Annotated in this window: 11 protein-coding genes and 2 pseudogenes; 11 read left to right on the top strand and 2 right to left on the bottom strand. The window is 64.8% G+C overall.

Going from position 1 to position 24,255, the window contains the following annotated elements; genetic code table 11:
* Window positions 1-264: 264 nt before the first annotated feature.
* On the top strand, window positions 265-1,281 hold the full coding sequence (locus F0357_RS22725; protein WP_153490629.1) for a hypothetical protein: 1,017 nt from the start codon (window positions 265-267) through the stop codon (window positions 1,279-1,281).
* Window positions 1,282-1,500: 219 nt separating this feature from the next.
* On the opposite strand, the gene F0357_RS22720 is transcribed toward F0357_RS22725, so the two are convergent.
* On the bottom strand, window positions 1,501-3,384 hold the full coding sequence (locus tag F0357_RS22720; protein ID WP_153490625.1) for a ShlB/FhaC/HecB family hemolysin secretion/activation protein: 1,884 nt from the start codon (window positions 3,382-3,384) through the stop codon (window positions 1,501-1,503).
* 126 nt (window positions 3,385-3,510) lie between these two features.
* Window positions 3,511-13,782: an MBG domain-containing protein gene (locus F0357_RS22715; RefSeq protein ID WP_208948552.1), complete on the bottom strand. Its 10,272-nt coding sequence runs from the start codon at window positions 13,780-13,782 to the stop codon at window positions 3,511-3,513.
* Window positions 13,783-14,225: 443 nt separating this feature from the next.
* On the opposite strand from F0357_RS22715, the pseudogene F0357_RS22710 reads away from it, so the two are divergent.
* The 10 genes and pseudogenes from F0357_RS22710 to F0357_RS22665 all read left to right on the top strand — a co-directional run.
* A pseudogene (locus tag F0357_RS22710) lies at window positions 14,226-14,498 on the top strand (IS3 family transposase); the annotation flags it as partial.
* Window positions 14,499-14,946: 448 nt separating this feature from the next.
* Window positions 14,947-15,216, top strand: a pseudogene (locus F0357_RS24815) (IS3 family transposase); the annotation flags it as partial.
* Between the two features lie 240 nt (window positions 15,217-15,456).
* Window positions 15,457-16,158, top strand: coding sequence for a GntR family transcriptional regulator (locus tag F0357_RS24810; protein WP_246161921.1), 702 nt, complete (start codon window positions 15,457-15,459; stop codon window positions 16,156-16,158).
* 404 nt (window positions 16,159-16,562) lie between these two features.
* The gene (locus tag F0357_RS22695) at window positions 16,563-17,516 is read left to right on the top strand and encodes an allantoinase PuuE (protein WP_246161859.1); all 954 of its coding nucleotides are present in this window, start codon (window positions 16,563-16,565) and stop codon (window positions 17,514-17,516) included.
* Entirely contained in the window at window positions 17,509-18,006 is a 498-nt protein-coding gene (locus tag F0357_RS22690) for an ureidoglycolate lyase (RefSeq protein ID WP_208948551.1), read from the top strand. Before F0357_RS22695 ends, F0357_RS22690 begins: the two co-directional genes overlap by 8 nt.
* A 24-nt stretch (window positions 18,007-18,030) precedes the next feature.
* Window positions 18,031-19,617 carry an ABC transporter substrate-binding protein gene (locus F0357_RS22685; RefSeq protein ID WP_153490599.1) on the top strand — a complete coding sequence of 529 codons (1,587 nt, stop codon included), beginning with the start codon at window positions 18,031-18,033 and terminating at the stop codon, window positions 19,615-19,617.
* A 133-nt stretch (window positions 19,618-19,750) separates the two neighbouring features.
* Window positions 19,751-20,797: an ABC transporter permease gene (locus tag F0357_RS22680; protein WP_153490596.1), complete on the top strand. Its 1,047-nt coding sequence runs from the start codon at window positions 19,751-19,753 to the stop codon at window positions 20,795-20,797.
* On the top strand, window positions 20,794-21,669 hold the full coding sequence (locus tag F0357_RS22675; RefSeq protein ID WP_153490592.1) for an ABC transporter permease: 876 nt from the start codon (window positions 20,794-20,796) through the stop codon (window positions 21,667-21,669). The genes F0357_RS22680 and F0357_RS22675 overlap by 4 nt, the downstream gene beginning before the upstream one ends.
* The gene (locus F0357_RS22670; RefSeq protein ID WP_153490588.1) at window positions 21,666-23,318 is read left to right on the top strand and encodes a dipeptide ABC transporter ATP-binding protein; all 1,653 of its coding nucleotides are present in this window, start codon (window positions 21,666-21,668) and stop codon (window positions 23,316-23,318) included. The genes F0357_RS22675 and F0357_RS22670 overlap by 4 nt, the downstream gene beginning before the upstream one ends.
* Window positions 23,315-24,253: an NAD-dependent epimerase/dehydratase family protein gene (locus F0357_RS22665; RefSeq protein WP_312861791.1), complete on the top strand. Its 939-nt coding sequence runs from the start codon at window positions 23,315-23,317 to the stop codon at window positions 24,251-24,253. The genes F0357_RS22670 and F0357_RS22665 overlap by 4 nt, the downstream gene beginning before the upstream one ends.
* Window positions 24,254-24,255 lie beyond the last annotated feature (2 nt).

Here is a 24,255-nt window from a genome sequence, read left to right as displayed (position 1 = left end):
CTGAAAGCCCAACGTGCCAATCCAGCATCCGCAATCGTTTGAAATCCCGACATATTTAGCGCCCTGCCGCGCGCACCGTGGCCCGGCTGGCGGGCGCGGGCGCCGCCCGGTCGGACACTCGGGGAGCGCCTCGGCTCGGTTTCGACGGAAGAGATTGACAGAATATGCGAGAAATGGGAGGTGTGGTTCACAGAGTTGGACGACAATGGTCCGTCCCGACAGCCCCTACACGACGGGCCGACCCGACCCCACGACGAGGACATCATGGTTTCAAGGCTCGACCGCAAGCTCGGCGCCATCAAGGCCGGCCGCTACAAGCCGACCGATTTCATCATCGCCGATGCGAAGGACGGTGATGTCGGGGCCGGCGTCACCGCCTCCGGCTTCGATTGGTCGGTGAAGCCGGCGCGGCGCCGGACCCGGCAGGAGTTCATCACCCAGATCGAGGAGATCGTCCGCCACGACGTGGTCGATTTGATGCTCGTCTCCCAGTCCAACCTCGAATTGCTGGACGAGCGCGGCGCCTTCGTCGGCAGCGAGGTGAAGCCGGCGATCCGCGGCAATATCGAAACCATGTGCTGGGCCGGTGTGCGCCACGGCCGCTATGCCGGCGTTCCGTCGCGTCCGTTCCGCGACACCAACCTGCGGCGGGCGATCGCCAACTATCCGACCGCGGGCACCGATCTCTGCCTCTATTCGATCTGCTTCACCAACGACGCCGATCTCGATCTGCGCGCCCTGCAGGACTTCGCCGAGTTCCGCGCCGAGGCGTCGGCCACCGGCATGAAATATTTCTACGAGATCTTCAATCCGAACGTGGACATCGGCCTGTCGCGCGAGCAGATCGGCGAGTTCGTCAACGATCACATCCTGAAGTCGCTGGCGAGCGTGCCGCGGGCGGAGCGGCCCCAGTTCCTCAAGACCGTCTATAACGGCCCGGCCGCGCTCGAGGAGCTCGCAAGCTTCGACAGCGAGCTGATCGTCGGCATTCTCGGCGGCGGCGCCGGCACGACCCGCGACACCTTCGAGCTCATCGCGCAGACCGAGCGCTACGGCGGTCGCCTCGCGCTGTTCGGCCGCAAGATCAACCTCGCCGAGGCGCCGCTCGTGCTGATCGAACTGATGCGCGCCGTGGTCGAGGGCAACATCGCCACCGACGAGGCGGTGCGCGCCTATCACGGCAACCTGCAGACCCTCGGCCTTGCCCCGGTCCGGCCGCTCGCCGACGATCTGCGCATCACCGAAGACGTCCTGAAGCCGGCCGCCGTCGCGGCCGCCTGATCCAGACTCTTGGCAAACGGCGGGGCAGGCGGCATCGCGTCCGCTTGCCCCGTTGCGTTTGTCCATGAGGGGCTGCTTGCTTCCGGCGCTCTAGCGAAAAGGTGGCTCATATGCCGCGCATCATCCTGGGGCGGTGGATGACGGGAGCGGTCGCAGCCGGAAGACCATCCTCGGCGGGTCGTTGCCCGCTCGCTGAATCCTCCCCCTCACCCGATCCCCTCAGAACGCGATGCTGACCCGCCCCTGGACCGTAACGGTCCCGCGGTCCGTTTCAGGTCCGTTGGTGAGGGCGACGCCGGCCAGCGCCCCGGCTTGGACGTTGTGGGCGAGGGTGTAGTCGATGCCGGCGCCGAGGCCGACCAAGGTGGTGTTGGCGTTCTGCTCGAGGCTCTGCAGGGCGTTGAGGTTGTAGTTGTAGCCGTAGCCGACATCGAGGAAGGCGTAGGGCGAGACGACATCGTCGAGGGCGCCGATGCCGGGCGCCTTGAGCCCGAGGGCGCCGAGGAGCGGGAAGGTCGGCAGCCGCAGTTCGTCGCGCAGCACCAAGCCGGCGTCGACGCTGCCGTCGTCGAGCGTGTAGCCGCGGGTGCCGTAATAGCCGCCGATGGCGAGCTGCTCGGTGTCCGGCAGCGCCTGGCCGGCGATCTGGCCGGTGAGGCTCGTGTTCCAGGAGAAGCCCTTGAGGAACGTCGCCCCCGACAGGCCGGGCAGGGTGACGAGCGGGGTGACCTGGGTCAGCGTCGCATAGAGATAGGCATATTCCGCGCTCGTCACCCGGCCGTTCGAGAAGGTCTCCCAGGTGGCGTCATTGTTGCCGGGGACGAGGCCGCCGGGATTGACGAGGAGGCGGACGTCGAGGGCGGTGGAGCCGCCCTCGGCATGATCCCACGATCCGGCCCAGCCGGCGACGAGGTCGAACACGCCGGCCGATCCCTCGGCGATGTCGGTGCCCTGATACCAGGTCTTGCGCGACAGCCAGCGCGGCGTCACCCCGCCATAGATCTCGCCCCAGCCGGCGAGGGAGGAGGAGAGGTTGGAGAGGGCGGAGCGGTAGAGGATCGGCAGTTCGAAGGTGGTGTTCTGGAAGGTGAGGAGGTCGCCGGCGGCGTCCTGGCTGGTGGCGACGAAGCTCGGGGCGACCTCGATCGACTGGCGGGCGAAGGTGGGCAGCGCGATGCGCCCGGCCTGGCTGACATAGGAGGGCCAGTCGGTGCCGGAGAGGTTGATGGAGGCGGGGTTGGAGAGAAGGTTGCCGCTGCCGGTGAGCTGGTAGGAGAGGGTGAGGTCGTGGAGGGCCTCGATGCCGGCGCCGAAGCCGACGAAGTAGCGGTTGAGGTCGGTCTCCTTGGTGCCGGTGTTGGCCCATCCGGCATAGGCCTGCCAGGGCTTGGCGCGGGAGACCTCGAGGGTGAGGTCGCTGGAGCCGGGGGTCGAGCCGGGTTCGAAGACGCCGTTGAGCTGGCGGTAGGGATAGCGGTTGATCCAGTCGAGGTCCTCGGAGACTTGGGTTCCCTCGATGATCTGGCCTTGCGGGGCGCGGACGGAGGCGGCGAGGGCGGCATCGGTTGCGGCGGCGTTGGCCGGATCGTCGACTTTGACGGAGCCGGCCTTGAAGGGGACGACGCGCAGTTGGAGGACGCCGGAGGTGACCTCCTGGGGCGGGGCGGTGACGGAGACGAAGGGGCGTCCGGCGCCGCGATAGGTCTTGGCGATGGCGGCCTGGATATCGGCGACGAGCTTGCGGGAGAGCGGCTTGCCGAGGAAGGGCTTCAGGGCGGCGTCGAGGCGGGCGGCGGGGACGCCCTCGATGCCGGTGAAGGATAGGCCCGACCGAGGCTTGGCGGTGACGGCGACGTCGGGCCCGATGAGGCGGATGCCGATGAGGTCGGTGCCGAGGGGCGCGGTGTCCTCGGCCGGCGTGGCGGGGGCGGTGCCTTGCGCGAGGCCGCCGGTGGTTCCGACGATGGGGGGCAGGTTGCGCTCGACGACGCCGCGGGCCTGGGCGAAGGCGGCCTGCGGCACCCCCGCGAGGGCGGCTGCGAGCGTCAGGCCGAGCAGGGCAGGCGAGAGGCGGGCCGGGAGAACGGAGCGGCGAGCGGGCATCGGGGCGGAACTCTCGGTCGGACGGGACGAAACGGGATCGGATCGCGGCGGCGTCTCGGCGACGACGAGCGCCGCCTATCGCAAGGTGGAGGCCGGCGGCGTCCGTTCGGTCGCCGCCGGCCGGGATCATTGCACCGTCGCAGCACCGTTGCCAGTCGGCGACGGCCGCGGGGTGGCGGCGGAGAAGGTGAGGAAGCGGCCGACGCGGCGGTTCTCGGGATGCGGCGTCGCCGTGCAGGCGGCACTCGACGTCGCCCCGCCGGTGCAGCCGGAGCCGCTCGCCTCCGTCGTGCCGCCGCTGGCTGAACCACCCGACGCCTGGGTCGCCGTGCCGCCGCTCTCGCCGCCGGTCACCGTGAGGGGCGACGTCGTGCTCGTGGTGAACACGACGGTGGCGTTGGAGGCCGAGGTCTCGACGAAGCGGTTCGGCGTCGCCGCGAGCGCGGCCGCGACCGCGACCGGCGGAACGCCCGCCGTGTTCGGTGGCACGGGCGCGGCCGTCACCGTGAGTGCGCCCGGAACGTAGGTCAGCGCATAGTTCGCCGAGGCGCCGAGCGTACCCTGGAGGATGGCGTAGACACCGGCGGGCGACCCGGCCGTCGCCGCTGTGGCGAGCGCGCCGGAGAGCGCGTCGCCGTCGACGAGCGAACCATGGATCACCGACCAACCGAGCGCCGGCACCGCCGTCCCCGCGACCATCGCCGCATCGTTCCCCGCCACCGTGATCGCTCGCGGCGTCACATTCAGCACACCGTCGACATAGGTGAGCGCGTAGTTGGCGGAGGCCGCGAGTGTGCCCTGGGTGACGGCATAGGTGCCGACATTCGCGGTCGGCGAGGCCGCGGTCGCGAGCGCGCCGGAGAGCGTGTCGCCGTTGACGAGGTTGCCACTCGTGACGCTCCACGTCAGCCCCGGCACGCCGTCGCCGTAGGTCATCGCCTTCGCGTCCGCTGCGACGGTGATCGTCCGCTGGGCGACGGTGACCGCGCCTGCCTGGTAGGCGATCGCGTAGTTGTCCGAGGTGAGGCCGGAAGCGGTGAGGGCGTAGGCGCCGGCGTTGACGGCGCCCTGCGAATTGCCGCCGTAGGCGAGGCCGCCGCTCAGCACCGATGCATCCTCGTCGTTGACGAAGCCGGCATAGGTGACGCCGTTTCCGCCGGAGAACGCCTGCCCGTCATAGGTCTTGGTGGCGTTGTTCGCAGTGACGGTGAGCGACGCCTTGTTCACATTCAGGGTGCCCGGGGAGTAGGTGATCGCGTAGTTGCCCGCGGTGAGGCCGGAAGTGGTGAGGGCGTAGGCGCCGGCGTTGACGGCGCCCTGCGAATTGCCGCCATAGGCGAGGCTACCGCCGAGCGCCGCGGCCGTCTCTCCGTTGACGAAGCCGGCATAGGTGACGCCGTTTCCGCCGGAGAAGGCGAGGCCGTCATAGGTCTTGGTGGCATTGTTCGCGGTGACGGTGAGGGAGGCCTTGTCCACATTCAGGGTGCCGGCGGTGTAGGCGATCGCGTAGTTGCCGGAGGTGAGGCCGGACGCAGTGAGAGCGTAGGTCCCGGCGTTGATGGCACCCTGCGAGTTACCGGCGTAAGTGAGGCTGCCGCCGAGGACCGAGGCGGTCTCGCCGTTGACGAAGCCGGCATAGGTGAGGCCGTTTCCGCCGGAGAAGGCGAGGCCGTCATAGGTCTTGGTGGCATTGTTCGCGGTGACGGTGAGGGAGGCCTTGTCCACATTCAGGGTGCCGGCGGTGTAGGCGATCGCGTAGTTGCCGGAGGTGAGGCCGGACGCAGTGAGAGCGTAGGTCCCGGCGTTGATGGCACCCTGCGAGTTACCGGCGTAAGTGAGGCTGCCGCCGAGGACCGAGGCGGTCTCGCCGTTGACGAAGCCGGCATAGGTGAGGCCGTTTCCGCCGGAGAAGGCGAGGCCGTCATAGGTCTTGGTGGCGTTGTTGGCGGTGACGGTGAGGGAGGCCTTGTTCACGGAGAGCGTGCTCGGCGTGTAGGCGATCGTGTAGTTGCCGGAGGTCAGGCCGGAGGCGCTGATCGCATATGTGCCGGCGTTGATGGCACCCTGCGAGTTACCGGCGTAGGTGAGGCTGCCGCCGAGGACCGAGGCGGTCTCGCCGTTGACGAAGCCGGTATAGGTGACGCCGTTGCCACCGGAGAAGGCGAGGCCGTCATAGGTCTTGGTGGCATCGTTGGCGGTGACGGTCAGCGAGGCCTTGTTCACGATCAGGGCGCCCGGCGTGTAGCCGATCGTGTAGTTGTCCGAGGTGAGGCCGGAAGCGGTGAGGGCGTAGGCGCCGGCGTTGACGGCGCCTTGCGCGTTGCCGCCGTAGGCGAGGCTGCCGCCGAGCACGGCGGCCGTCTCGCCATTGACGAAGCCGGCATAGGTGACGCCATTTCCGCCGGAGAACGCGAGGCCGTCATAAGTCTTGGCGGCATTCGTCGCCGTAACAGTCAGCGCGGCCTTGTTCACGTTCAGGGTGCCCGGCGTGTAGGCGATTGTGTAGTTGCCGGAGGTGAGGCCGGACGCAGTGAGGGCGTAGGTCCCGGCGTTGATGGCGCCTTGCGCGTTGCCGCCGTAGGCGACGCTGCCGCCGAGGACCGCGGCGGTCTCGCCGTTGACGAAGCCGGTATAGGTGACGCCGTTGCCACCGGAGAAGGCGAGGCCGTCGTAGGTCTTGGTGGCGTTGTTGGCGGTGACGGTCAGCGAGGCCTTGTTCACGATCAGGGCGCCCGGCGTGTAGGCGATGGCGTAGTTGCCGGAGGTCAGGCCGGAGGCGGTGAGGGCGTAGGTCCCGGCATTGATGGCGCCCTGCGCGTTGCCGCCATAGGCGAGGCTACCGCCGAGCACGGCGGCCGTCTCTCCGTTGACGAAGCCGGCATAGGTGAGGCCGTTTCCGCCGGAGAAGGCGAGGCCGTCGTAGGCCTTGGTGGCATCGTTAGCGGTGACCGTCAGCGCGGTCTTGTTCACGTTCAGGGTGCCCGGCGTGTAGGCGATTGTGTAGTTGCCGGAGGTGAGGCCGGACGCAGTGAGGGCGTAGGTCCCGGCGTTGATGGCGCCTTGCGCGTTGCCGCCGTAGGCGACGCTGCCGCCGAGGACCGCGGCGGTCTCGCCGTTGACGAAGCCGGTATAGGTGACGCCGTTGCCACCGGAGAAGGCGAGGCCGTCGTAGGTCTTGGTGGCGTTGTTGGCGGTGACGGTCAGCGAGGCCTTGTTCACGATCAGGGCGCCCGGCGTGTAGGCGATGGTGTAGTTGCCGGAGGTCAGGCCGGAGGCGGTGAGGGCGTAGGTCCCGGCATTGATGGCGCCCTGCGCGTTGCCGCCATAGGCGAGGCTACCGCCGAGCACGGCGGCCGTCTCTCCGTTGACGAAGCCGGCATAGGTGAGGCCGTTTCCGCCGGAGAAGGCGAGGCCGTCGTAGGCCTTGGTGGCATCGTTAGCGGTGACCGTCAGCGCGGCCTTGTTCACGGAGAGCGTGCCGGACGTGTAGCCGATCGCGTAGTTGCCCGAGGTGAGGCCGGAGGCAATGAGGGCGTAGGTCCCGGCGTTGATGGCGCCCTGCGCGCTGCCGCCGTAGGCGAGGCTGCCGCCGAGCACGGCGGCCGTCTCGCCATTGACGAAGCCGGCATAGGTGAGGCCGTTCCCGCCGGAGAAGGCGAGGCCGTCATAGGTCTTGGTGGCGTTGATGGCGGTGACCGTCAGCGCGGCCTTGTCCACATTCAGGGTGCCCGGGGCGTAGCCGATGGTGTAGTTGCCCGAGGTGAGGCCGGAGGCGGTGAGGGCGTAGGTCCCGGCGCTGATGGCGCCTTGCGCGTTGCCGCCGTAGGCGAGGCTGCCGCCGAGCACCGCGGCCGTCTCGCCGTTGACGAAGCCGGCATAGGTGACGCCGTTTCCGCCGGAGAACGCCTGCCCGTCATAGGTCTTGGTGGCGTTGATGGCGGTGACCGTCAGCGCGGCCTTGTCCACATTCAGGGTGCCCGGGGCGTAGGCGATCGCGTAGTTGCTGGAGATGAGGCCGGACGCAGTGAGGGCATAGGTTCCGGCGTTGATGGCGCCCTGCGCGTTGCCGCCGTAGGCGAGGCTACCGCCGAGGATCGAAGCCGTCTGGCCGTTGACGAAGCCGGTATAGGTGACGCCGTTTCCGCCGGAGAAGGCGAGGCCGTCATAGGTCTTCGTGGCATTGGTCGCAGTAACCGTCAGCAGACGCGCCGTAACACTGAGATTCGTACCAACGTAGCTTAGAGTGTAGTTTGAGGATGCGACCAGCGACCCCTGGGTAATCGTGTATGTTCCGACGTTCGATGTGGAAGTGGCTGCAGTCGCCAATGACCCGGTGAGGCTGTCGTTGTTGGCCAATCCGCTGCCCCCGATGACGTAAGTCAGCGTGGGATTCGCGCTGCCGTAAGACCGGCTCTGAGGATCAGCAGTGACGGTTATCGGGCGGGCGTTGACAGTCAACACGCCGCTATTCTGGAAGAATGGACTGGACGAATATCCCAGTGCCGTAACAGCGAGGCTCCCGATGGCGCCGCTAATCGCATATCCACCTGACTGAACCGACGCATTCGCCGTAGCACCCGCCGATGAAATAACGGGCGTTCCCGTATATAGGTGGGTGGTATCGCCCAGGTAGGCGCCAGCCACAGATGGCTGCCCAGTGATGACATAGTTACCCTGGATCTGGCCCGTGGCGTCGTCGCCGTACGTCTTGGCAGTGCTGGTTGTTTGGACCTTCAATACACCCGCCTGAGCAAACACATAGCGATTGCCGGAGGCGGCCACGCTCCCGCCAACGGCGGTGTTCCACACGGCGGTATTGGCGCTATCCAAGCCACCAAATACGTCGCCCCCAGAGGATGCGGAATATATCAGCCATCGGCCGGCGCCGGGTGTAAGAGCCGCGGCGCCACTGTTGTTGATAAAATCGCCGCCGGTGCCGATCGTGATTGATGTGCCGGTGACGGTGGCCGTGATCGTCCCACCGCTCGAGAGCGTGACCGTACCGTTCTGTGCGCCCATGTTCTCGACAAGGACCCATGAGGCCGTGATCGCGCTTGCAATCGAAATGTTGCCGGCTGCGCTGTGTGTCTTATCAAGGCCCGCGGCAAGGACGAGCGATATGGTCCCCGTCCCGGCGGATATAGCCGATCCCGTTGCCACCGTTATGGCGGCGGCGCCAGTGTCCCGTTGGCCATCCACGACCCCTTGTGCAACCGTATCGTTGGCAGTGATGGCAATATTACCATTTCCAGTATCAATACGCGCGTTAACAAATACGCTGCGCCCCGCCTTCAGAGTAAGGGTCGCAGCAGAGCCTTGATTGGCTAATATGGCATCATTAATTGTAATATCATTATTGGCTTCAAGGATTATTGAAGTGCCAGAATTTAGTGCAGAGGTAATTAGAAGTGGGCTAATGACGACGCTCGATGCGGCGAGGTTGCTATAGTTGAAGCTAGTCGGATCGGTCATGACGACGGCCGCCGCGCCACTGCCTATATCCGAGGCCGAGATGGCAAATGTCGTCGAATTATTCAGAGGCGTAACCACCGACGTGCCACCAGCAGGCGCGCCCGTGAAAGTGTTGGCTACGCTGACGGTGCCTGTCAGCGCCCCGCCGCTGCTCCACGTCGCTCCAGGCCAGTTGGGGCTGGATATGATGTAGCCGCCGCCGGCAAGCCCCGTGACACCGCCGCTGCCGATCGCGTTCCCGGTTGACGCGCCGACAAGACTGTTATTGGCAGACACGACGCCCGTAACGGCTGCGCCGGCTGCGCCGAACGTCACGGCACCCCTGCCACCATTCCACCCGGGGGACGTTATGAGATAATTTCCATTGGCTAATACAAACGAGGCGCCACTAGAGGTGGCCACATTGTACCCGATACGGTCGCCCGCCGAGGAGCCGATCAAGCTATTTGTCGATGATATTGTCCCGTGGAACGGGCTAACGCCATTGGACCAGGTCACCGCGCCGGCGGTATTGTTCCACATGGGAGACTGGATCAGAATATTATTATTTGAGAGCTTCTGGAAGCCGCCGTAACCGAGTTGATCGCCACCTTGATAGGCGATCATGGTGTATCCAGATCCGGCGCCCGCGTTGTAGGAGGTGCCTGCCGTTGTGCCCACGTAGCTGTTGGTATTATCAACTACGCCGGAGATTCCAGAAGTGGCGCTTCCGAAGGTGACGGCCCCTTTATTCAAGGCATATGACGGGCTCGATATGGCATAGTTATTATTTTCAAGAACGAGAATATTCGTGTAATATTCGCCCGTTGCAGGGTTATAATTATACTGTGCGCTTCCGCCTGTGCCGATCGAATCGCCGCCATTATAATATCCATACGTCACACCATTATTGGTGTAATAACTTACGATCCCGCTGTTGGCGCCGACCAAGCTATTTGAGGACGATAGAGCGCCGGTCGCAAAAGAATTTGGATCCTGAAATGTCACCGCGCCCTTGTTGGTGCCCCAGTACGGACTGAGGATCAGGAAATTGCTACCATTATTATATGAGAGCGTGATGATCCCTCCCGACCCAATCTGGTCGCCACCTATTTGCCAGTAATGTATGCCATCATACTTATATAGTGTCCCCGAAGTTGTGCCAACGAGGCTATTCGATGCTGTAATAGCGCCCGAAGTCGCCTGAGTGGCGGACATTAATGTCACTGCACCCCTAAATGCACTCCAATTTGGACTCGAGATAACCCACGATCCATTGGATAGGACGACTATCCCACCACTCCCAATGCTGTCGCCTCCCAGGCCCGTCGCGGGATCATTGCTTGTTGCGCCGACAATGCTATTCGATGCGTCCAAGAAGCCGATCAAGCCGCCGGTTGCTGCGCCGCGCGTGACGGCGCCCTTGCTGCTGCTCCAGGAAGGGCTGGTGAACACGTAGTCGCCGTTGCCCAAAAGCGTGACACCGCCGCCACCAACACGGTCACCCGCTGCAGATCCAACCAAACTGTTTGTTGATGAAACTGCGCCAACAACGCCCGCCATTCCGGATCCGAATGTCACTGCCCCCTTAGAGCCGTCCCATTCTGTGCTCCTAACGACATAATTCCCACTCGCGAGCGGCGTAACAGACGTACCTACTTGGTCTCCGCCGAAAATACCATTATTGCCCCCACCCAACCTTTGACCTGTTGAACCGGGCGTACCTGCCGTTGAGCCAATCAGACTGTTAGACGACGAGACGGCCCCGAGGGTGGGGGCTGTGACGGATGAAAATGTTGCCGCGCCGCGATTTGAATTCCATGACGGACTCGTTACAACGAAGTTGCCGTTCGTCAGCGCGAAAACGTTGGACCCGACCGAATCAGAGCCATAATATAGATTGTATCCATATATAGATTCATATTGCGTTCCGCCTGTGGTTCCTATCAAGCTGTTTGAACCAGATACGGTGCCGGTAATTCCGCTCTGAGAGCTGGCAATGGTTACGGAGCCTCTCCCAATTGACCAATTTGGTGAGGTTATAACGAAGTAATATTGTGATAGTTGTACGATATCGTAAGCTGCGAAATTGTCTCCGCCATAGTATCCATATGTGGAGCCGGGCTGATTTGTATATGGATTGGTGAAATTCGTATTGTGGTAGAATTGCCCGGCGTTGGTTCCGACAAAGCTATTGCTGGCGCTCACAACTCCTACGGTCGACGTCGTCTGCGAGAAAAAAGTAATTGCGCCCGCATTCTGGTTCCAATTGGGACTTCTGACGACGAAGTTTCCGTTAAGAAGCACTGTGATACCATTTGACCCGATGCGGTCTCCTGGTAGGTTGGACCCGTCGGTCCTGTCGCTAGCGGAGCCTATAATACTATTATTGGAAGACACGGCGCCGATGATGCCGGTTGACGCGGACCCCATTGTCACCGCGCCCTTTCCTGCACCCCAAGTTGGCGAGATGCTCACGTAGTTATTATTGGGCAATATCGCGATCTGAAAATTGTCGCCGATTCTATCGCCTGCCGTGCTGCCGACGAGGCTGTTGGACGCCGATACGACGCCCGCTACGGTCGAATTCGCGCCAGCCCATGTTATGGCGCCGGCCCCGCCATTCCAATTTGGACTGAGAACTAGATAGGGGGCGGTTGTGTCGTTGACGAATATCTGAGTTGTTCCTTTAACATAATAATTTTGATAGTTATTATAGTTTATAAAAAATAGGCCGCCGCTTCCGATGTTGTCACCGGAATTTGTGCCCTGAAGGGCAGATATGAGTGCGCCAGTTGAGCTGTTGTAATAAAAGACCGACCCCGCGCCCACTGCGCCCGCGACGTCATCAAGGGGTTTCGTCACGATGATCGTGCCGCCCGGCATCTGTACGAGCTGTGTACCAAACCCAGAGCCATGTCCGGTATTCGGATCTAGAAGGTCGTATTGGGCGAGCCCACCGGCGGCCGCGCTGATGGTAATGTTCTTTGGATCGAGCAGCAACGTGCCTGGTGTACCAGCGAGCGAACTCGCATCGACGACGCCGCCATAGGTGAGCGTATTGCCGCTGGAGACTTCAACCGTGCCCCCATTTCCGCCCATAGCGCCGCCGCGCGCACTCGCGTGCCCCCAAAACTTTGTAGAGCTATCTGACCAAACGACTATTTCACCGCCATTACCGGACGCGGTTGCATCAGCGCGGAGCGTGGTGGCGCCGTTTACAACCGTCGTATAAGACGTGTTGAAACCAGTGCCGTGCATTGCTCCACCAATATGCACTTTGCCGCCGAGGGTGGTGCCGCTGGCGTCGAAATTGGCTGCAGCAAGCGTTACGCTGTTGCCCAGCGCCGAAATCGTTCCGCCCCGGCCTCCCACGGCAGTCACCACCCCGGAGGTGAAGACGTTGGCGCCGGATGCGCCAATCAGGGCAACAGTACCACCGGATGCATATCCGCTATTGGCCGCGGTCCGGGCAGTCGAAGTTTGGATGAGGCTTGCCAGTACTCTCAGCGTAACAGTGCCGCCCGGTCCGGACGAGCCGTTGGCGGTAATTGTTCCAGATTGCGTGATGCCGCTACTTTGAATGGATATCGCCCCTCCGGATACGCCGTCTGCATTCATGTTACCTGAGGGGAGAACAAACCGTCCAGAAATCTCAATCGATCCACCTTGGCCGGTCGGCGAGGAGGCGTCCAAAGTGCCGCTAATGTTGAGTACGCCGCCGCTGGTCGCGTTGACCGTGCCCGAGCTCAGTCCGATTTGTCCGCCGTTGCCCGCAGATGGCCCACCCCGCGCAGTGATCTGCCCTGCGGTCGTTATGACGGCTGCCGCGGATAATCGAATCGCCCCACCAGATCCGGCGCCTGTGCTATCGGCGCGAAGCACGGTTGAACTATCGGCACTAATCGTCTCTGACCGATAGGATGCGTTTGCGACTTGGTGGCCGATTTCGATCAGGCCGCCGGTCGAACCGCTCACATCGATGACGGCTTGAGCGAAGGTGAGGTCGCCACCGTCGACCACGATGGAGCCGCCGGCATCGGTGTCGCCCTTGGCGTCGAGAGTGCCCGAGACGGCGACTTTCTTCGCCGAGACGCGGATCGCGCCGCCCTTCGCCTTGCCGCCGGACGAGGCGGACCGGGCGACAACCTTCTGGCTCACGTCCACGCGGCCGGTATCGCCGGCGGTCAGGAAGATGCGGCCGCCGGTCTTGGCGGTGCCGGTGGCGGCGACGATGCCGTCGGTGTTGCCGGCGAGGGCATAGACGTTGCCGCCATTGGCGCGCAGTTCCGCGGCTGCCGCCCGGATCTTGCCGCTCGTCTTCGCCTCGGTGTCGGCACCGCCGACCTTGACCACGAACTTGCCGCCGTCGAGGTCGCCGTCGCGGACGAGAACCTCGTAGCCGGCGGCGAGCGCCGCCGTGCCGTTCGGGGCGTCGATCGTTCCGGCATTCTCGACCTTGCGAGCGATCAGGGCGACGTCGCCGCCGAGCGACCCGATCTCGCCGTAGTTCACGACGCTCGCGGTGGACGTGCCTTTGAAGGTGAGGTCGCCGCCCTTCATGAAGTCGGCGTCGGGGACGTCGAGGGTGGAGGCGAGGAAGGAGCCGCCGGTTGCGATGCGGCCGGTGGTTCCGACCGTCACGCCGGCCGGGTTGACGAGGAAGAGGGAGCCGGTGGCGGTGATGGTGCCGTCGAGGCGGGAGGGAACGTTGCCGGTGACGCGGTTGAGCGTGGCGCCGGAGCCGTTCTGGAAGGCGACGGTGGCGCCCTGGCCGACGGAGAAGGCTCGCCAGTTGATGATTGCGTTGCGGGAGGTTTGGGTGACGACGAGGCTCGTCCCTGAGGGCGTCGCGATGGTGGCCGCACCGGCTGCGACGGAGCCCCCGGTCGGCAACGATTGGGCGAAGCCAGGCCCGGCAAAGCCGACGACGAGCGCCACGCTCACGAGAAGGCTCGCGGAGCCCCCGTTCCGAACCGCAGACATGATATCCCCACCCCAGCAAACCGTGCGCGCCGATCCGACCGCCCGGGCCCCTTTGCGAATGATACGATCGCGCGCCAATATTGCGGCCGTGTGTCAATTGCGATTTGTGGAGTGAACGACGCTTGGTTGAGGCTTCCGCCCAATCCCGTTGGCGACGCATGCCATGGCGAGCCTCTCCGTGACGAAGACTCCAAGCCACTTGGGCGCCAAGCGCGGGCGATATCAAAGCTCTCCGATCCCCGGGAGCATCGTTCGCCCTTTGCTGGATGAGCCTTGGTCGAGCCGAATCTCGCTTCGATCCGCCCATGCACTATCACGCGCGACGCGTCGCGAGGACGGAGCACGACGGACTGAACCGTCCCGGTTTTGCCGGAGGCCACAACTCCCGAGAGGATGGGGCTATAATGAACAAGACGACGAACACGTTCTCGCCTGAGGTGCGCGAGCGGGCCGTGCGGCTTGTGCCGGATCACGAGGCCGAGCACCGGTCGCGCTGGCAGGCAATTGTCTGGATTGCGGCGAAGATCGGTTGCTCTGCGCACTCATTGAACGAGTGACTGAAGAAGGCCGAGGTCGATGCCGGCAAACAGGCCGGCCTGTCGACGGACATGGCGCCGCAGTTCCCGGCAGATCGTCGAGCGGTCCCGCCGCAGCGTACGGGCAATCTCGGCTTGCGTGCTCTTCTCACCATGCATCCGCGCGATGACGCGGCGTTCCTCCAAACTCAAATGCACAAAGGAGCGGGCCATTCCATCCTCCTGAAATCATGACCATTTATGCCTTCGTTGCATTTGAAAATGGAATCTACCCCGCCTACAAAAGCGAGACGCATAACGAATCTTATGGAATGTCATAGCGCTATCCCTCCCGCGAGATGCTGCCGGTAGCTCTGGTGAAATGCGAATGCCTCCATCCATGCATGCGGCGGCCAAATCGAGGCTACGCAGACCACAGCCAGTGAGTTTCATGTACACGGCCGCACACGGGAGACGTAACGGTCGATTTGCTCACGCTCAGGAGGTGGGGGCGAGCCCCTCGGGTCCGTCGAGATGTCTGCTGCGCACCCTCGATGTCAATCAGCGCGGAAACTTGACGCAAGATTGGCATGCAAAAGATCCGTGCCGAAATATGTTCTCGAGCGTGGAGTGGGCTCCGTGCCTGAAGCACCACGTTCTGCAGCCCTCGATGAGCCGTGGGGGCAACTGCCACGACAACACTGTAGTAGAGAGCTTCTTCAACCTACTCGAGCGAGAACGCGTACACCGCAATGTCCACAGCACGCGGGGTGAAGCGCAGAGACGTATTCGATACATCGAGATCTTCTACAACTCCGCCCAGAAGCACGCACGGAACGGAATGCTCTCGCCAATCGAGTTCGAACGGAAGCACAAAAGCGAACGCCGAAGGCCTCTAGAACTCGAGGCGGTTCACCCATCGGATGCGGCCCTGCGCCGACAGCGAATAAACGCGTGTGGCCCGCGGGGCAATAACAGCCGGAATGACGGCAACGATCCGCTTTGTTTATTTCACCTTACCCACACCGTCGCGGATCATCCGTCCGCAAAAATTGTGCTTTCCGTCGAACTTGCCCATGCTTTAAGAGGGCGAGATCGAAATGTCGCGGTGCGGGTGGATATGTCCAGCGAGGAGAACGGCGTCCGGCTTCGTGGCAAGCACCCCACAGAAGACCTCATCTATGAGCGGCTGGTCGACGCGATCATCGATAAGCATCTGCGCGCTGGCGAGCATCTTAACGAAGTGAAACTGGCCGAAGCCTACGACGTACCCCGGTCGCGGGTGCGGCGCGTGCTGGAACGGCTGCGCGACGAGGATGTCGTCGTGTTCCAGCTCAACCGTGGCGCCTTCGTCTCACGCCCAACCATTGAAGATGCACACCATGTCTACGAGGCACGGCGCGAGCTTGAGTGTGTTGTGGTCCGCTTGGCCTGCCAGCGGGCGACGGCGGTGGACATCGAACGCCTTCGCCAACACCTGCAGCGCGAGCGCGAAATGTTCGAAAAGCAGGATCCAAGCGTCAATCGGGTGGCCGCATATTTTCATCATCTCATCGCGGAGATTGCCCGCAATCCCGTCTTCGGGCGGATGCTTGGGGTGCTGATCCGGCGCGGCGTGCTGATCCAGTCCGTATATGAACAAAAGACCGGCATTTTGTGCCTTACGCATGAGCATGAACGACTAACCGACTTGATCGAGGCGAACCGGCCCGATGACGCGGCCCACGAGATGGCCCACCATTTCGAGCATATCATCGCCAGTCTCAATCTGTCGGAAGCCAGGCGACAGGAAGTCGATATCTACGAATTCCTGCGCGGCTGAATCTCCCGTCGCCGGCAATGCATTCCCGGATCGCGATCTGCGCACCGGCATGACGGTATGGGCATGCGATCCGGCGCAGAGGCGGGACGCGATCCCGCCTCGTCCGGACACGCCACCCTGCGGACGAGCCTCTCCGACCCAAGGGAAACGCGCTCGGATTCGACCCTCAAGGACATCCCTCCATCGCGATCGCATGGATCCGACCGAACCGGACGCTGCTTCGGACAGTCCCGCCCCCTTCGCTGGGCCCCCTTCGCCGCGGCCCAACCGAAGATCGTCCCAGCCGGCGCACGGCAGGCTTGCCTGAGGACGCTCTCGCAAATTTCGTCGTGGAGTGCGCGTTCACATAACAGCTTGGCACGACTTTTGCTTAATGCTTAACATTGCACGCAATAGTGCCTGCAATGTGCGAGGCTGGCATGCCATCTCCTACCCTCTCCGCGCCCGGGCGCGATCTTATCGGTTACGGGCCGCGCATTCCGGCGGGAACCTGGCCGAATGGCGCGCGCCTAGCGATCAATGTGGTGATCAATTACGAGGAAGGCTCAGAGCGCTCGTTCGCCATGGGCGACCCAGACCAGGAGCCGATGACGGAGTGGGGAAGCTACGCCGTCCCACGCGATGTTCGTAACCTCGCCATGGAATCCATGTACGAATACGGCTCGCGGGTGGGCATCTGGCGTATTCTCGACTCGCTCGCGGATGCTCGCGTGCCGTCTACGTTCTTCGCCTGCGCCGTCGCCTTCGAGCAGAACCAGGACGTGGCGCGGGCCGCGGTTGCTGGTGGCCACGAGATCTGCAGCCACGGCTATCGTTGGGAGGAGGTGTTCCGCCTCACCGAAGAGGAGGAACGCGACCACATAGCTCGCGCTATTCGTTCCTTCGAGGCAACCTGCGGCAAACGTCCGGTCGGCTGGTACTGCCGCTACGGACCGAGCATCCACACCCGCCGCCTGCTCGCCGAGGAGGGCGGGTTCATCTACGATTCCGATGCCTACAATGACGACGTCCCCTATTTCGTCGATGTCGGGGGCGAGCGCCGCCTAGTCGTGCCCTATACCTGCGACGTCAACGACATCCGCTTCTGGAACTCGCCCGGCCTAGCGCAGGCGGAGGACTTCTTCCTCTACATGCGCGAGAGCTTCGAGGTGCTGTATGCCGAGGCGGCGCGCGGCCCGCGCATGATGTCGATCGGGCTGCATCCGCGGATGATCGGGCGCCCCGGCCGCATCCGCTCGCTGAAGCGCTTCTTCGACTATGCGCGCCAGTATCACGACGTCTGGTTCACGACTCGCGAGGAGATCGCCCGCGCCTGGCTCGAACGCGACGCCGCATCCGGGGAGGCGGGCGATGCGTGAAATCGCCGCCCAGCCATTGACGCCCGAGGCGTTCGCGCCGTTCGGCGACGTCGTGGCGGAGGTAACCCGCACCGCCCTGCCCTTCAACGGCCGGCCCGGAGCGCGAGCGGTGCTGGAGGTCGTCGCGCCCCCGGGGCCGAGCGAGCCCGGCCGGCACGTGGTGAGCCTGATGGAACGCCACCTCCATTCGACGCAGGCGTTCCTGCCCCTCGACGGTGAAGCCTATCTCGTCGTCGTCGCGCCGGACGCGCCCGACGGCGGGCCCGACCTCGCCGGCCTTGCGGCCTTTGTCGTGCCCGGCGACACCGGCGTGCAGTACCGCACCGCCGTCTGGCATGTCCCGATGACGATGCTCGGCGCATCGGGGCGTCTCGCGATGCACGTCCACAAGGACGGCTCGGACGCGGACTGCGAGTTCCGCGACGTTTCCCCGGTCGGCATCCGGCTGGGCGCAGTGCCTGCCCCTCCCCTCCCTTCCTCCCCCCTCTGACCCGTTGCCCGAGGAAACCACCCGATGCGCATGAAACGCCTGTCGTATACGCTCTCCGCCCTCGCCTTCGCGGTGATGGCCGCAAGCCCGTCCGCGCACGCCCAGAGCGCGAACGAGACCCTGATCGTCGCCGGCCCCCGCACGCCCGAATCCCTCGACCAGGAATATCCGCCGACGGAAGCCGGCCACGAGGCGCGGCGCAACATATTCGAGCGCCTGCTCGTCTACGCGATGAAGGACGACCCGAACGGCGCCAAGGTGGAGGACTTCACCAAGATCGAGGGCGCGCTGGCGGAAAGCTACGAGATCGCGCCGGACAACAAGTCCATCACCTTCCACCTGCGCAAGGGTGTGAAGAGCGCCGCCGGCAACGAGATGACCGCCGACGACGTGATGTGGACCTTCGAGCGCGGCTGGAACATGAAAGCCACGTTCCACTGGTACATGACGCAGATCCTCAAGATCGAGAGCTTCGATTCCTTCCAGAAGATCGACGACTACACCGTCAAGGTTTCGATCCCGCACCCCTCGCTGCTGCTGGCGCAGCTGTGGATCAACAACGACCTCGGCATCATCGATTCGACGGAAGCCAAGAAGCACGTCACCAAGGACGATCCCTGGGCGTCCCGCTTCCTGTCGACGGACTCGGCTTCGTTCGCGCCCTATCACATCGCGAAGTTCTCGCCGGGCCAGGAAGTCATCTATGAAGCCAACCCCTATTATTATCGGGGCGAGGCCAAGCTGAAGAAGGTGATCTTCCGCGAGATGCCGACCTCCTCCAACCGCCTCGCGGCGCTGCAGGCGGGCTCGATCGACGTCGCCGAATGGCTGACCCCGCGCGAGATCGCCCTCGCCAAGAAGGTGCCGACGATCAAGGTGTGGGAAGTGTTCGGCAACTACACGCACCGCCTCGAGATGAACAATTCGCTGCCGCCGTTCGACAAAGTCGAGGTGCGCCAGGCGATGAACTATCTCGTGCCGCGGCCCGACATCGAGAGCAGCGTCTACATGGGCACCGCGCGGCCGACCAAGAGCCCGGTCTCGGAGATCTACCCGGCCTATACGGATGAAGGCTTCCCCTACAAGGACGACGTCGCCAAGGGCAAGGAACTGCTGGCCAAGGCCGGCTATCCCGACGGCTTCAAGACGGAACTCGGCTACCGCACCGGCGAACCGCTGGAAGAACAGATGGCGGTGATCCTGAAGACCGCCTTCGCGCGCGCCGGCGTCGACGTGACCCTCGTCAAGCTGCCGGCATCGAGCCTGGTGGAGCGCTACACCAAGGGCACCATGCCGATGTTCTTCATCCGCGACATGGCGATCGTGCCCGACGCGGCCTACGTGACCAACCTGTTCATCAACAGCCAGTCGATGGTGAACTTCTCGCACTACAAGAACGCCGAGGTCGACGCGCTCATCAACAAGGCGCTCACCTCCACCGATCAGGCGGCCCGCGAGGCGGACATGAAGACCGTGCAGAAGATCGTGGTGTCGGAAGCCCCGTGGGTGTTCCTGTTCAATCCCGGCTACCAACTTGCAGTAGGCGCCAAGGTAAACGGCTTCTCCTGGTACACGCCGAACAGCAACGCCTGGTACGACTTCAGCAAATGAGAAAAGCCGGCCGGAGGCCCGCGGGCTTCCGGCCGGACTTTTGCATGGGTGCCGCGCGCATGACGGCCTGTTCCGAATGCGCTGCCGAAGACAGACCGGCGATATTTCTCGCGATGATTGCGGAGATGCAGACATGCTCCTCGCCCTGAGACGACGTTGGGAGTGCGTTCCGCGCGCTCTCCAGATCGTGCTGCCACGGCTTGCGCTGCTCGTGCCGCAGATGTTCGGCGTGCTGTTCGTGACGTTCTTCCTGATCCGCCTGCTGCCCGGCGATCCGGCGGTGCTGCTGCTCGGCAACATGGCGACGCCGGAGGCGGTGGCGCAGCTGCGCGACCGGCTCGGCCTCAACGACAGCCTGTGGGTGCAATTCCTCACCTATTGCGGCAACGTCCTGCACGGCGATCTCGGCATCTCGATCTTCACCTCCAATCCGGTGACGGTCGACCTGATGGAGCGCGCGCCGGCGACGCTGGAACTCATCACCTACGCCATGATCCTGACGGTGATCATCGGCTTCGCCGTCGCCGTCGCCTCGGTGGTGCGGCCGGGCGGGACCGTCGATGTCGGCGCCCGGATCTACGGCCTCGCCGCCGGCGCCATTCCGGATTTCTGGATCGGCCTCATCCTGATCTACGTGTTCTTCACCATGCTCGGCTGGGCGGCCGCGCCGTTCGGGCGCATCGACGCGATGATGAACCCGCCGCCCTACGTCACCGGCTTCTACACGGTGGATGCGCTGATCGCCGGCAACTTCGCCGCGCTGACATCGGCCGCCGGGCGCCTCGTGCTGCCGGTTCTGACCATCGCCATCGTCAATGCCGGCGCGCTGATGAAGATGACCCAGAGCATCTTCGCAGGGGTCTGGCGGTCCGACTTCGTCCGCCATGCCCGGGCCTGCGGCGTGCCGGAACGCGTGATCATCCGCGCCGCCATGCGCAACAGCCTGCCGCCGATCATCACCATCATCGGCTTCCTGGTCGGCTTCCTGCTCGGCGCGGCGGTGCTGGTCGAGACGATCTTCTCCTGGGGCGGCCTCGGCCAGTACGCCGTGCAGGCGGTGATGAACAGCGACTACCCGGCACTGCAGGGTTTCATCCTAGTCGCCGCCGCCTTCATTCTCGTCGTCTACCTCGTGGTGGACATCCTCTACGAACTCGCCGACCCGAGGATCAAGGTATGAAGCTGCCCCTCGCGCTCCGACGCCCGGCGGCTGTGATCGGCCTCCTGCTGCTCGGCCTGCAGATCGTCATGATCGTGTTCGCGCCGGTGATCAGCCCTTACAGCCCGGTGGAGGCCGATGCCCTCGCCTCGCTGCAGCCGCCCTCCGCCGCGCACTGGTTCGGCACCGACATCACCGGCATGGACGTGTTCTCGCGGGTGGTCTACGCGACGCGCATCAATCTTCTGATCAGCGTCGTCTCGGTCGCCGTCGCCTTCGCCGTCGGCGTGCCGCTCGGCCTTCTGATCGGCTTCTATCGCGGCCCGGCGTCGAGCCTCGCCATGCGGCTGTTCGACTTCATCCAGGCCTTTCCGATCTTCGTGCTCGGCATGGCGCTGGTGGCCGTCATGGGCCAGGAGATCTGGAACGTCGCGATCGTGCTCGCGATCCTGTTCATCCCGATCTTCGCCCGGCTGATCCGCGCCGAGGTGCTGTCGCTGCGAGAGCGGCCGTTCGTGGCGGCGGCGCGGTGCTCGGGCGCCACCGACCGCCACATCATGTTCCGCCACCTGCTGCCGAACGCGATGATGCCGGCCATGGTGCAGGTCTCGATATCGATCGGCATGGCGATCCTGCTCACCGCCGGCCTCTCGTTCATCGGCGCGGGCGTGCGGATGCCGACGCCGGAATGGGGGCTGATGGTCTCCACCGGTGCGCAGGAGATGATCCTCGGCGTGTGGTGGGTGTCGCTGTTCCCCGGGCTCGCCATCGTCGTCGCCGTGCTCTGCTTCGCCCTGCTCGGCGACGTGATGCGCGATGCGCTCGATCCCACGCGTGCCCGCAAGCCGGCCCGCGCCGGGCGCCGGCCGCAGACCACCGGAGAGACGGCATGACGAGCGAAACCGCCGACACGCCCGTGCTGCGGATCGACGGCCTGACCCTCGTCGCCGACGGGGAGGAAGGCGAGCGCGTCCTGCTGGACGGGCTCGATCTCCGGCTGATGCCGCACGAGATCCTCGGCATCGTCGGCGAAACCGGCGCCGGCAAGTCGCTGCTGGCGCGCGCCATCATCGACCTGCTGCCGCCGGGCGTGCGCCGCGAGCGCGGCGAGGTGCTGGTCGAAGGCCGCGTCGTCAGCCAGATGACGCCGGGCGAACGCCGTTCCCTGCGCGGCGGAACGGTGTCGCTGATCGGCACCAACGCCAAGGCGCTGCTCGATCCAGTCGAGCGGGTGGGCGCGCAGCTCGTGCGCGTGCTGCGCAGCCACCGGCGGCTGTCGCGGCAGGCCGCCTGGGCGCAGGCGGTGCAGCTTCTCGCCGATGTCGGCATCGTCAACCCCGAGGAACGCGCCAAGGCCTATCCCCACGAGCTGTCGGGCGGCATGGCCCAGCGCGTGGTGATCGCCATGGCCCTGATCGCCGAGCCGAAGATCGTGCTCGCCGACGACGCCACCCTCGGGCTCGACGCCACCGTGTCGGTGCAGGTGCTCGACATGCTGGTGGAGCGCAGCCGGCGGATGGGCTGCTCGGTGGTGCTCATCACCCACGATCTCGGCATCGTCGCGCACTATTGCAACCGCGTCGCGGTGATGCGCGGCGGCCGGATCGAGGAGATGGCGCCGACCGCCCAATTCATCGCGGCGCCGCGCGAACCCTACAGCCGCGCGCTCATGGACGCGGCGCGGGCGCGGCCGGTTCCCTCGCTTCGCGGGACCGGAACGGACGCCGCGCCGCTGCTCGCCATCGAGAACCTCGTGAAGATTTTCCCCGGCAGCCGGCCGGGCGAACTCGTCCGCGCGGTCGACGGCGTGTCCTTCACCGTGCGCCGTGGCGAGACCCTCGCCCTCGTCGGCGAGAGCGGCTCGGGCAAGACCACCATCGGCCAGTGCCTCGTGCGGCTGCTGCAGGCGACGTCGGGCCGGATCCTGTTCGACGGGGAGGACGTCACCCACTGGCCGGAGGCACGCTTCCGCGGATTGCGCCGCCGGATCCAGATGGTGTTTCAGGAACCCTATGTGGCGCTCAATCCACGCTGGCGGGTGCGCCAGCTCGTCAACGAACCGCTGGCGATGCTGGAGACCATGTCCGCCGCCGAGCGCCTGAAGCGGGTCCACGAGGTTCTGGCGCTCGTCGACCTGCCGACGCGCACCGCCGAGCTGTTTCCCCATGAACTCACGGCGGGCGAACAGAAGCGCGTCGGCATCGCGCGGGCGCTCGCCAGCCGCCCGGACTTCGTCATCTTCGACGAACCGACCACGGCGCTCGATATCCGCGTGCGCGCCCAGATCATCGATCTCGTGCGCGACCTGCAGAGCCGGATGCAGCTCTCGGCCCTGTTCATCACCCACGACCTCAACTCGGTCCGCTCGCTCGCCCACGACGTCGCCGTCATGAACCGGGGACGGATCGTCGAGGCGGGCAGCATGGACGAGGTCTTCGCCCGGCCGAAGGACCCCTATACGCGCAAGCTGCTGTCGGCGGAGCTGGCCATCGAACAGGCCGAGCCGCCCCATGAAGACCATCTGCAGGGAGTTCTGCGGTGAGCGAACCGACATCCGAACCGACCATTCTCGTCACCGGTGCGTCCGGCCTGATCGGCCAGCGCGTGCTGGCGCGCCTATCCGCTGGAGGCCGGCGGGCGCTCGGCATCGACATCGCGCTCAAGCCGGGCCAGCACCCCGTCACCATCGCCGATCTCGGCGACATCCACCGGCTTCATGGCCTCGCGCGTGCCGAGGGCGTCGGCTCGATCATCCATTGCGGCGCGGTCTCCGGGCCGATGGTGATGATCGATAACCCTTACGGCATCGTTCAGGCCAATGTGACCGGAACGGCCAACATGCTCGAGCTGGCGCGGACCTTCGGGATGCGCCGGCTGGTGTTCTGCTCGTCCACCAGTGCCTTCGGCCCGACGCGTGCGCCGGACGCCGGCACGCCCGGGCTGGCAGAGGATACCCCGCTCAGACCCTCCTCCGTCTATGGCGCCACCAAGGTCGCCGCCGAGCAGTTGCTGGCCGGCTATCGCCGGCAGCACGGTCTCGACGCGGTGGCGATCCGGCTTTGCTGGGTCTACGGTCCGGGCCGCACGACCGACTGCGTGATCCGGACCCTGATCACGGATGCGCAGGCCGGCCGGCCGAGCCGGCTGCCGTTCGGGCGCGACTTTCCCCGCCAGTTCATCCATGTCGACGACGCGGTGGACGCCCTCCTGCGCGCCCACGACGCACCCTCCTGCCCGCAGCCGGTCTATACCGCCACCGGCGGCAGCTTCCTGACCATCGGCGAGGTCGCCGAGGTGGTCAGGCGCGTGCTGCCCACCGCCGACATCGACGTCGCCTTGGGACCCGACCCTCTGGACGACTACCAGCACCGCTTCGACACCACCGCCATCGCGCGGGACCTCGGCTTCGTGCCGCGCCACACGCTGGAGGACGGCGTTCGCGCCTATGCCGCGTGGCTGGCGGACCGTCGCGCCTGACG

Source organism: Segnochrobactrum spirostomi, from assembly GCF_009600605.1.
GTDB lineage: Bacteria > Pseudomonadota > Alphaproteobacteria > Rhizobiales > Segnochrobactraceae > Segnochrobactrum > Segnochrobactrum spirostomi.
The sequence above is the reverse complement of the archived record's forward strand: the minus strand, read 5'-3'. Positions and strand labels throughout refer to the sequence as shown.

Excerpts from the sequence above, each read along its gene's own strand:
- F0357_RS24810 (WP_246161921.1), top strand. The coding sequence starts at position 15,457 with ATGTCCAGCGAGGAGAACGGCGTCCGGCTTCGTGGCAAGCACCCCACA.
- F0357_RS22725 (WP_153490629.1), top strand. The coding sequence starts at position 265 with ATGGTTTCAAGGCTCGACCGCAAGCTCGGCGCCATCAAGGCCGGCCGC.
- F0357_RS22690 (WP_208948551.1), top strand. The coding sequence starts at position 17,509 with ATGCGTGAAATCGCCGCCCAGCCATTGACGCCCGAGGCGTTCGCGCCG.
- F0357_RS22685 (WP_153490599.1), top strand. The coding sequence starts at position 18,031 with ATGCGCATGAAACGCCTGTCGTATACGCTCTCCGCCCTCGCCTTCGCG.
- F0357_RS22680 (WP_153490596.1), top strand. The coding sequence starts at position 19,751 with ATGCTCCTCGCCCTGAGACGACGTTGGGAGTGCGTTCCGCGCGCTCTC.
- F0357_RS22695 (WP_246161859.1), top strand. The coding sequence starts at position 16,563 with ATGTGCGAGGCTGGCATGCCATCTCCTACCCTCTCCGCGCCCGGGCGC.
- F0357_RS22720 (WP_153490625.1), bottom strand. The coding sequence starts at position 3,384 with ATGCCCGCTCGCCGCTCCGTTCTCCCGGCCCGCCTCTCGCCTGCCCTG.
- F0357_RS22670 (WP_153490588.1), top strand. The coding sequence starts at position 21,666 with ATGACGAGCGAAACCGCCGACACGCCCGTGCTGCGGATCGACGGCCTG.
- F0357_RS22675 (WP_153490592.1), top strand. The coding sequence starts at position 20,794 with ATGAAGCTGCCCCTCGCGCTCCGACGCCCGGCGGCTGTGATCGGCCTC.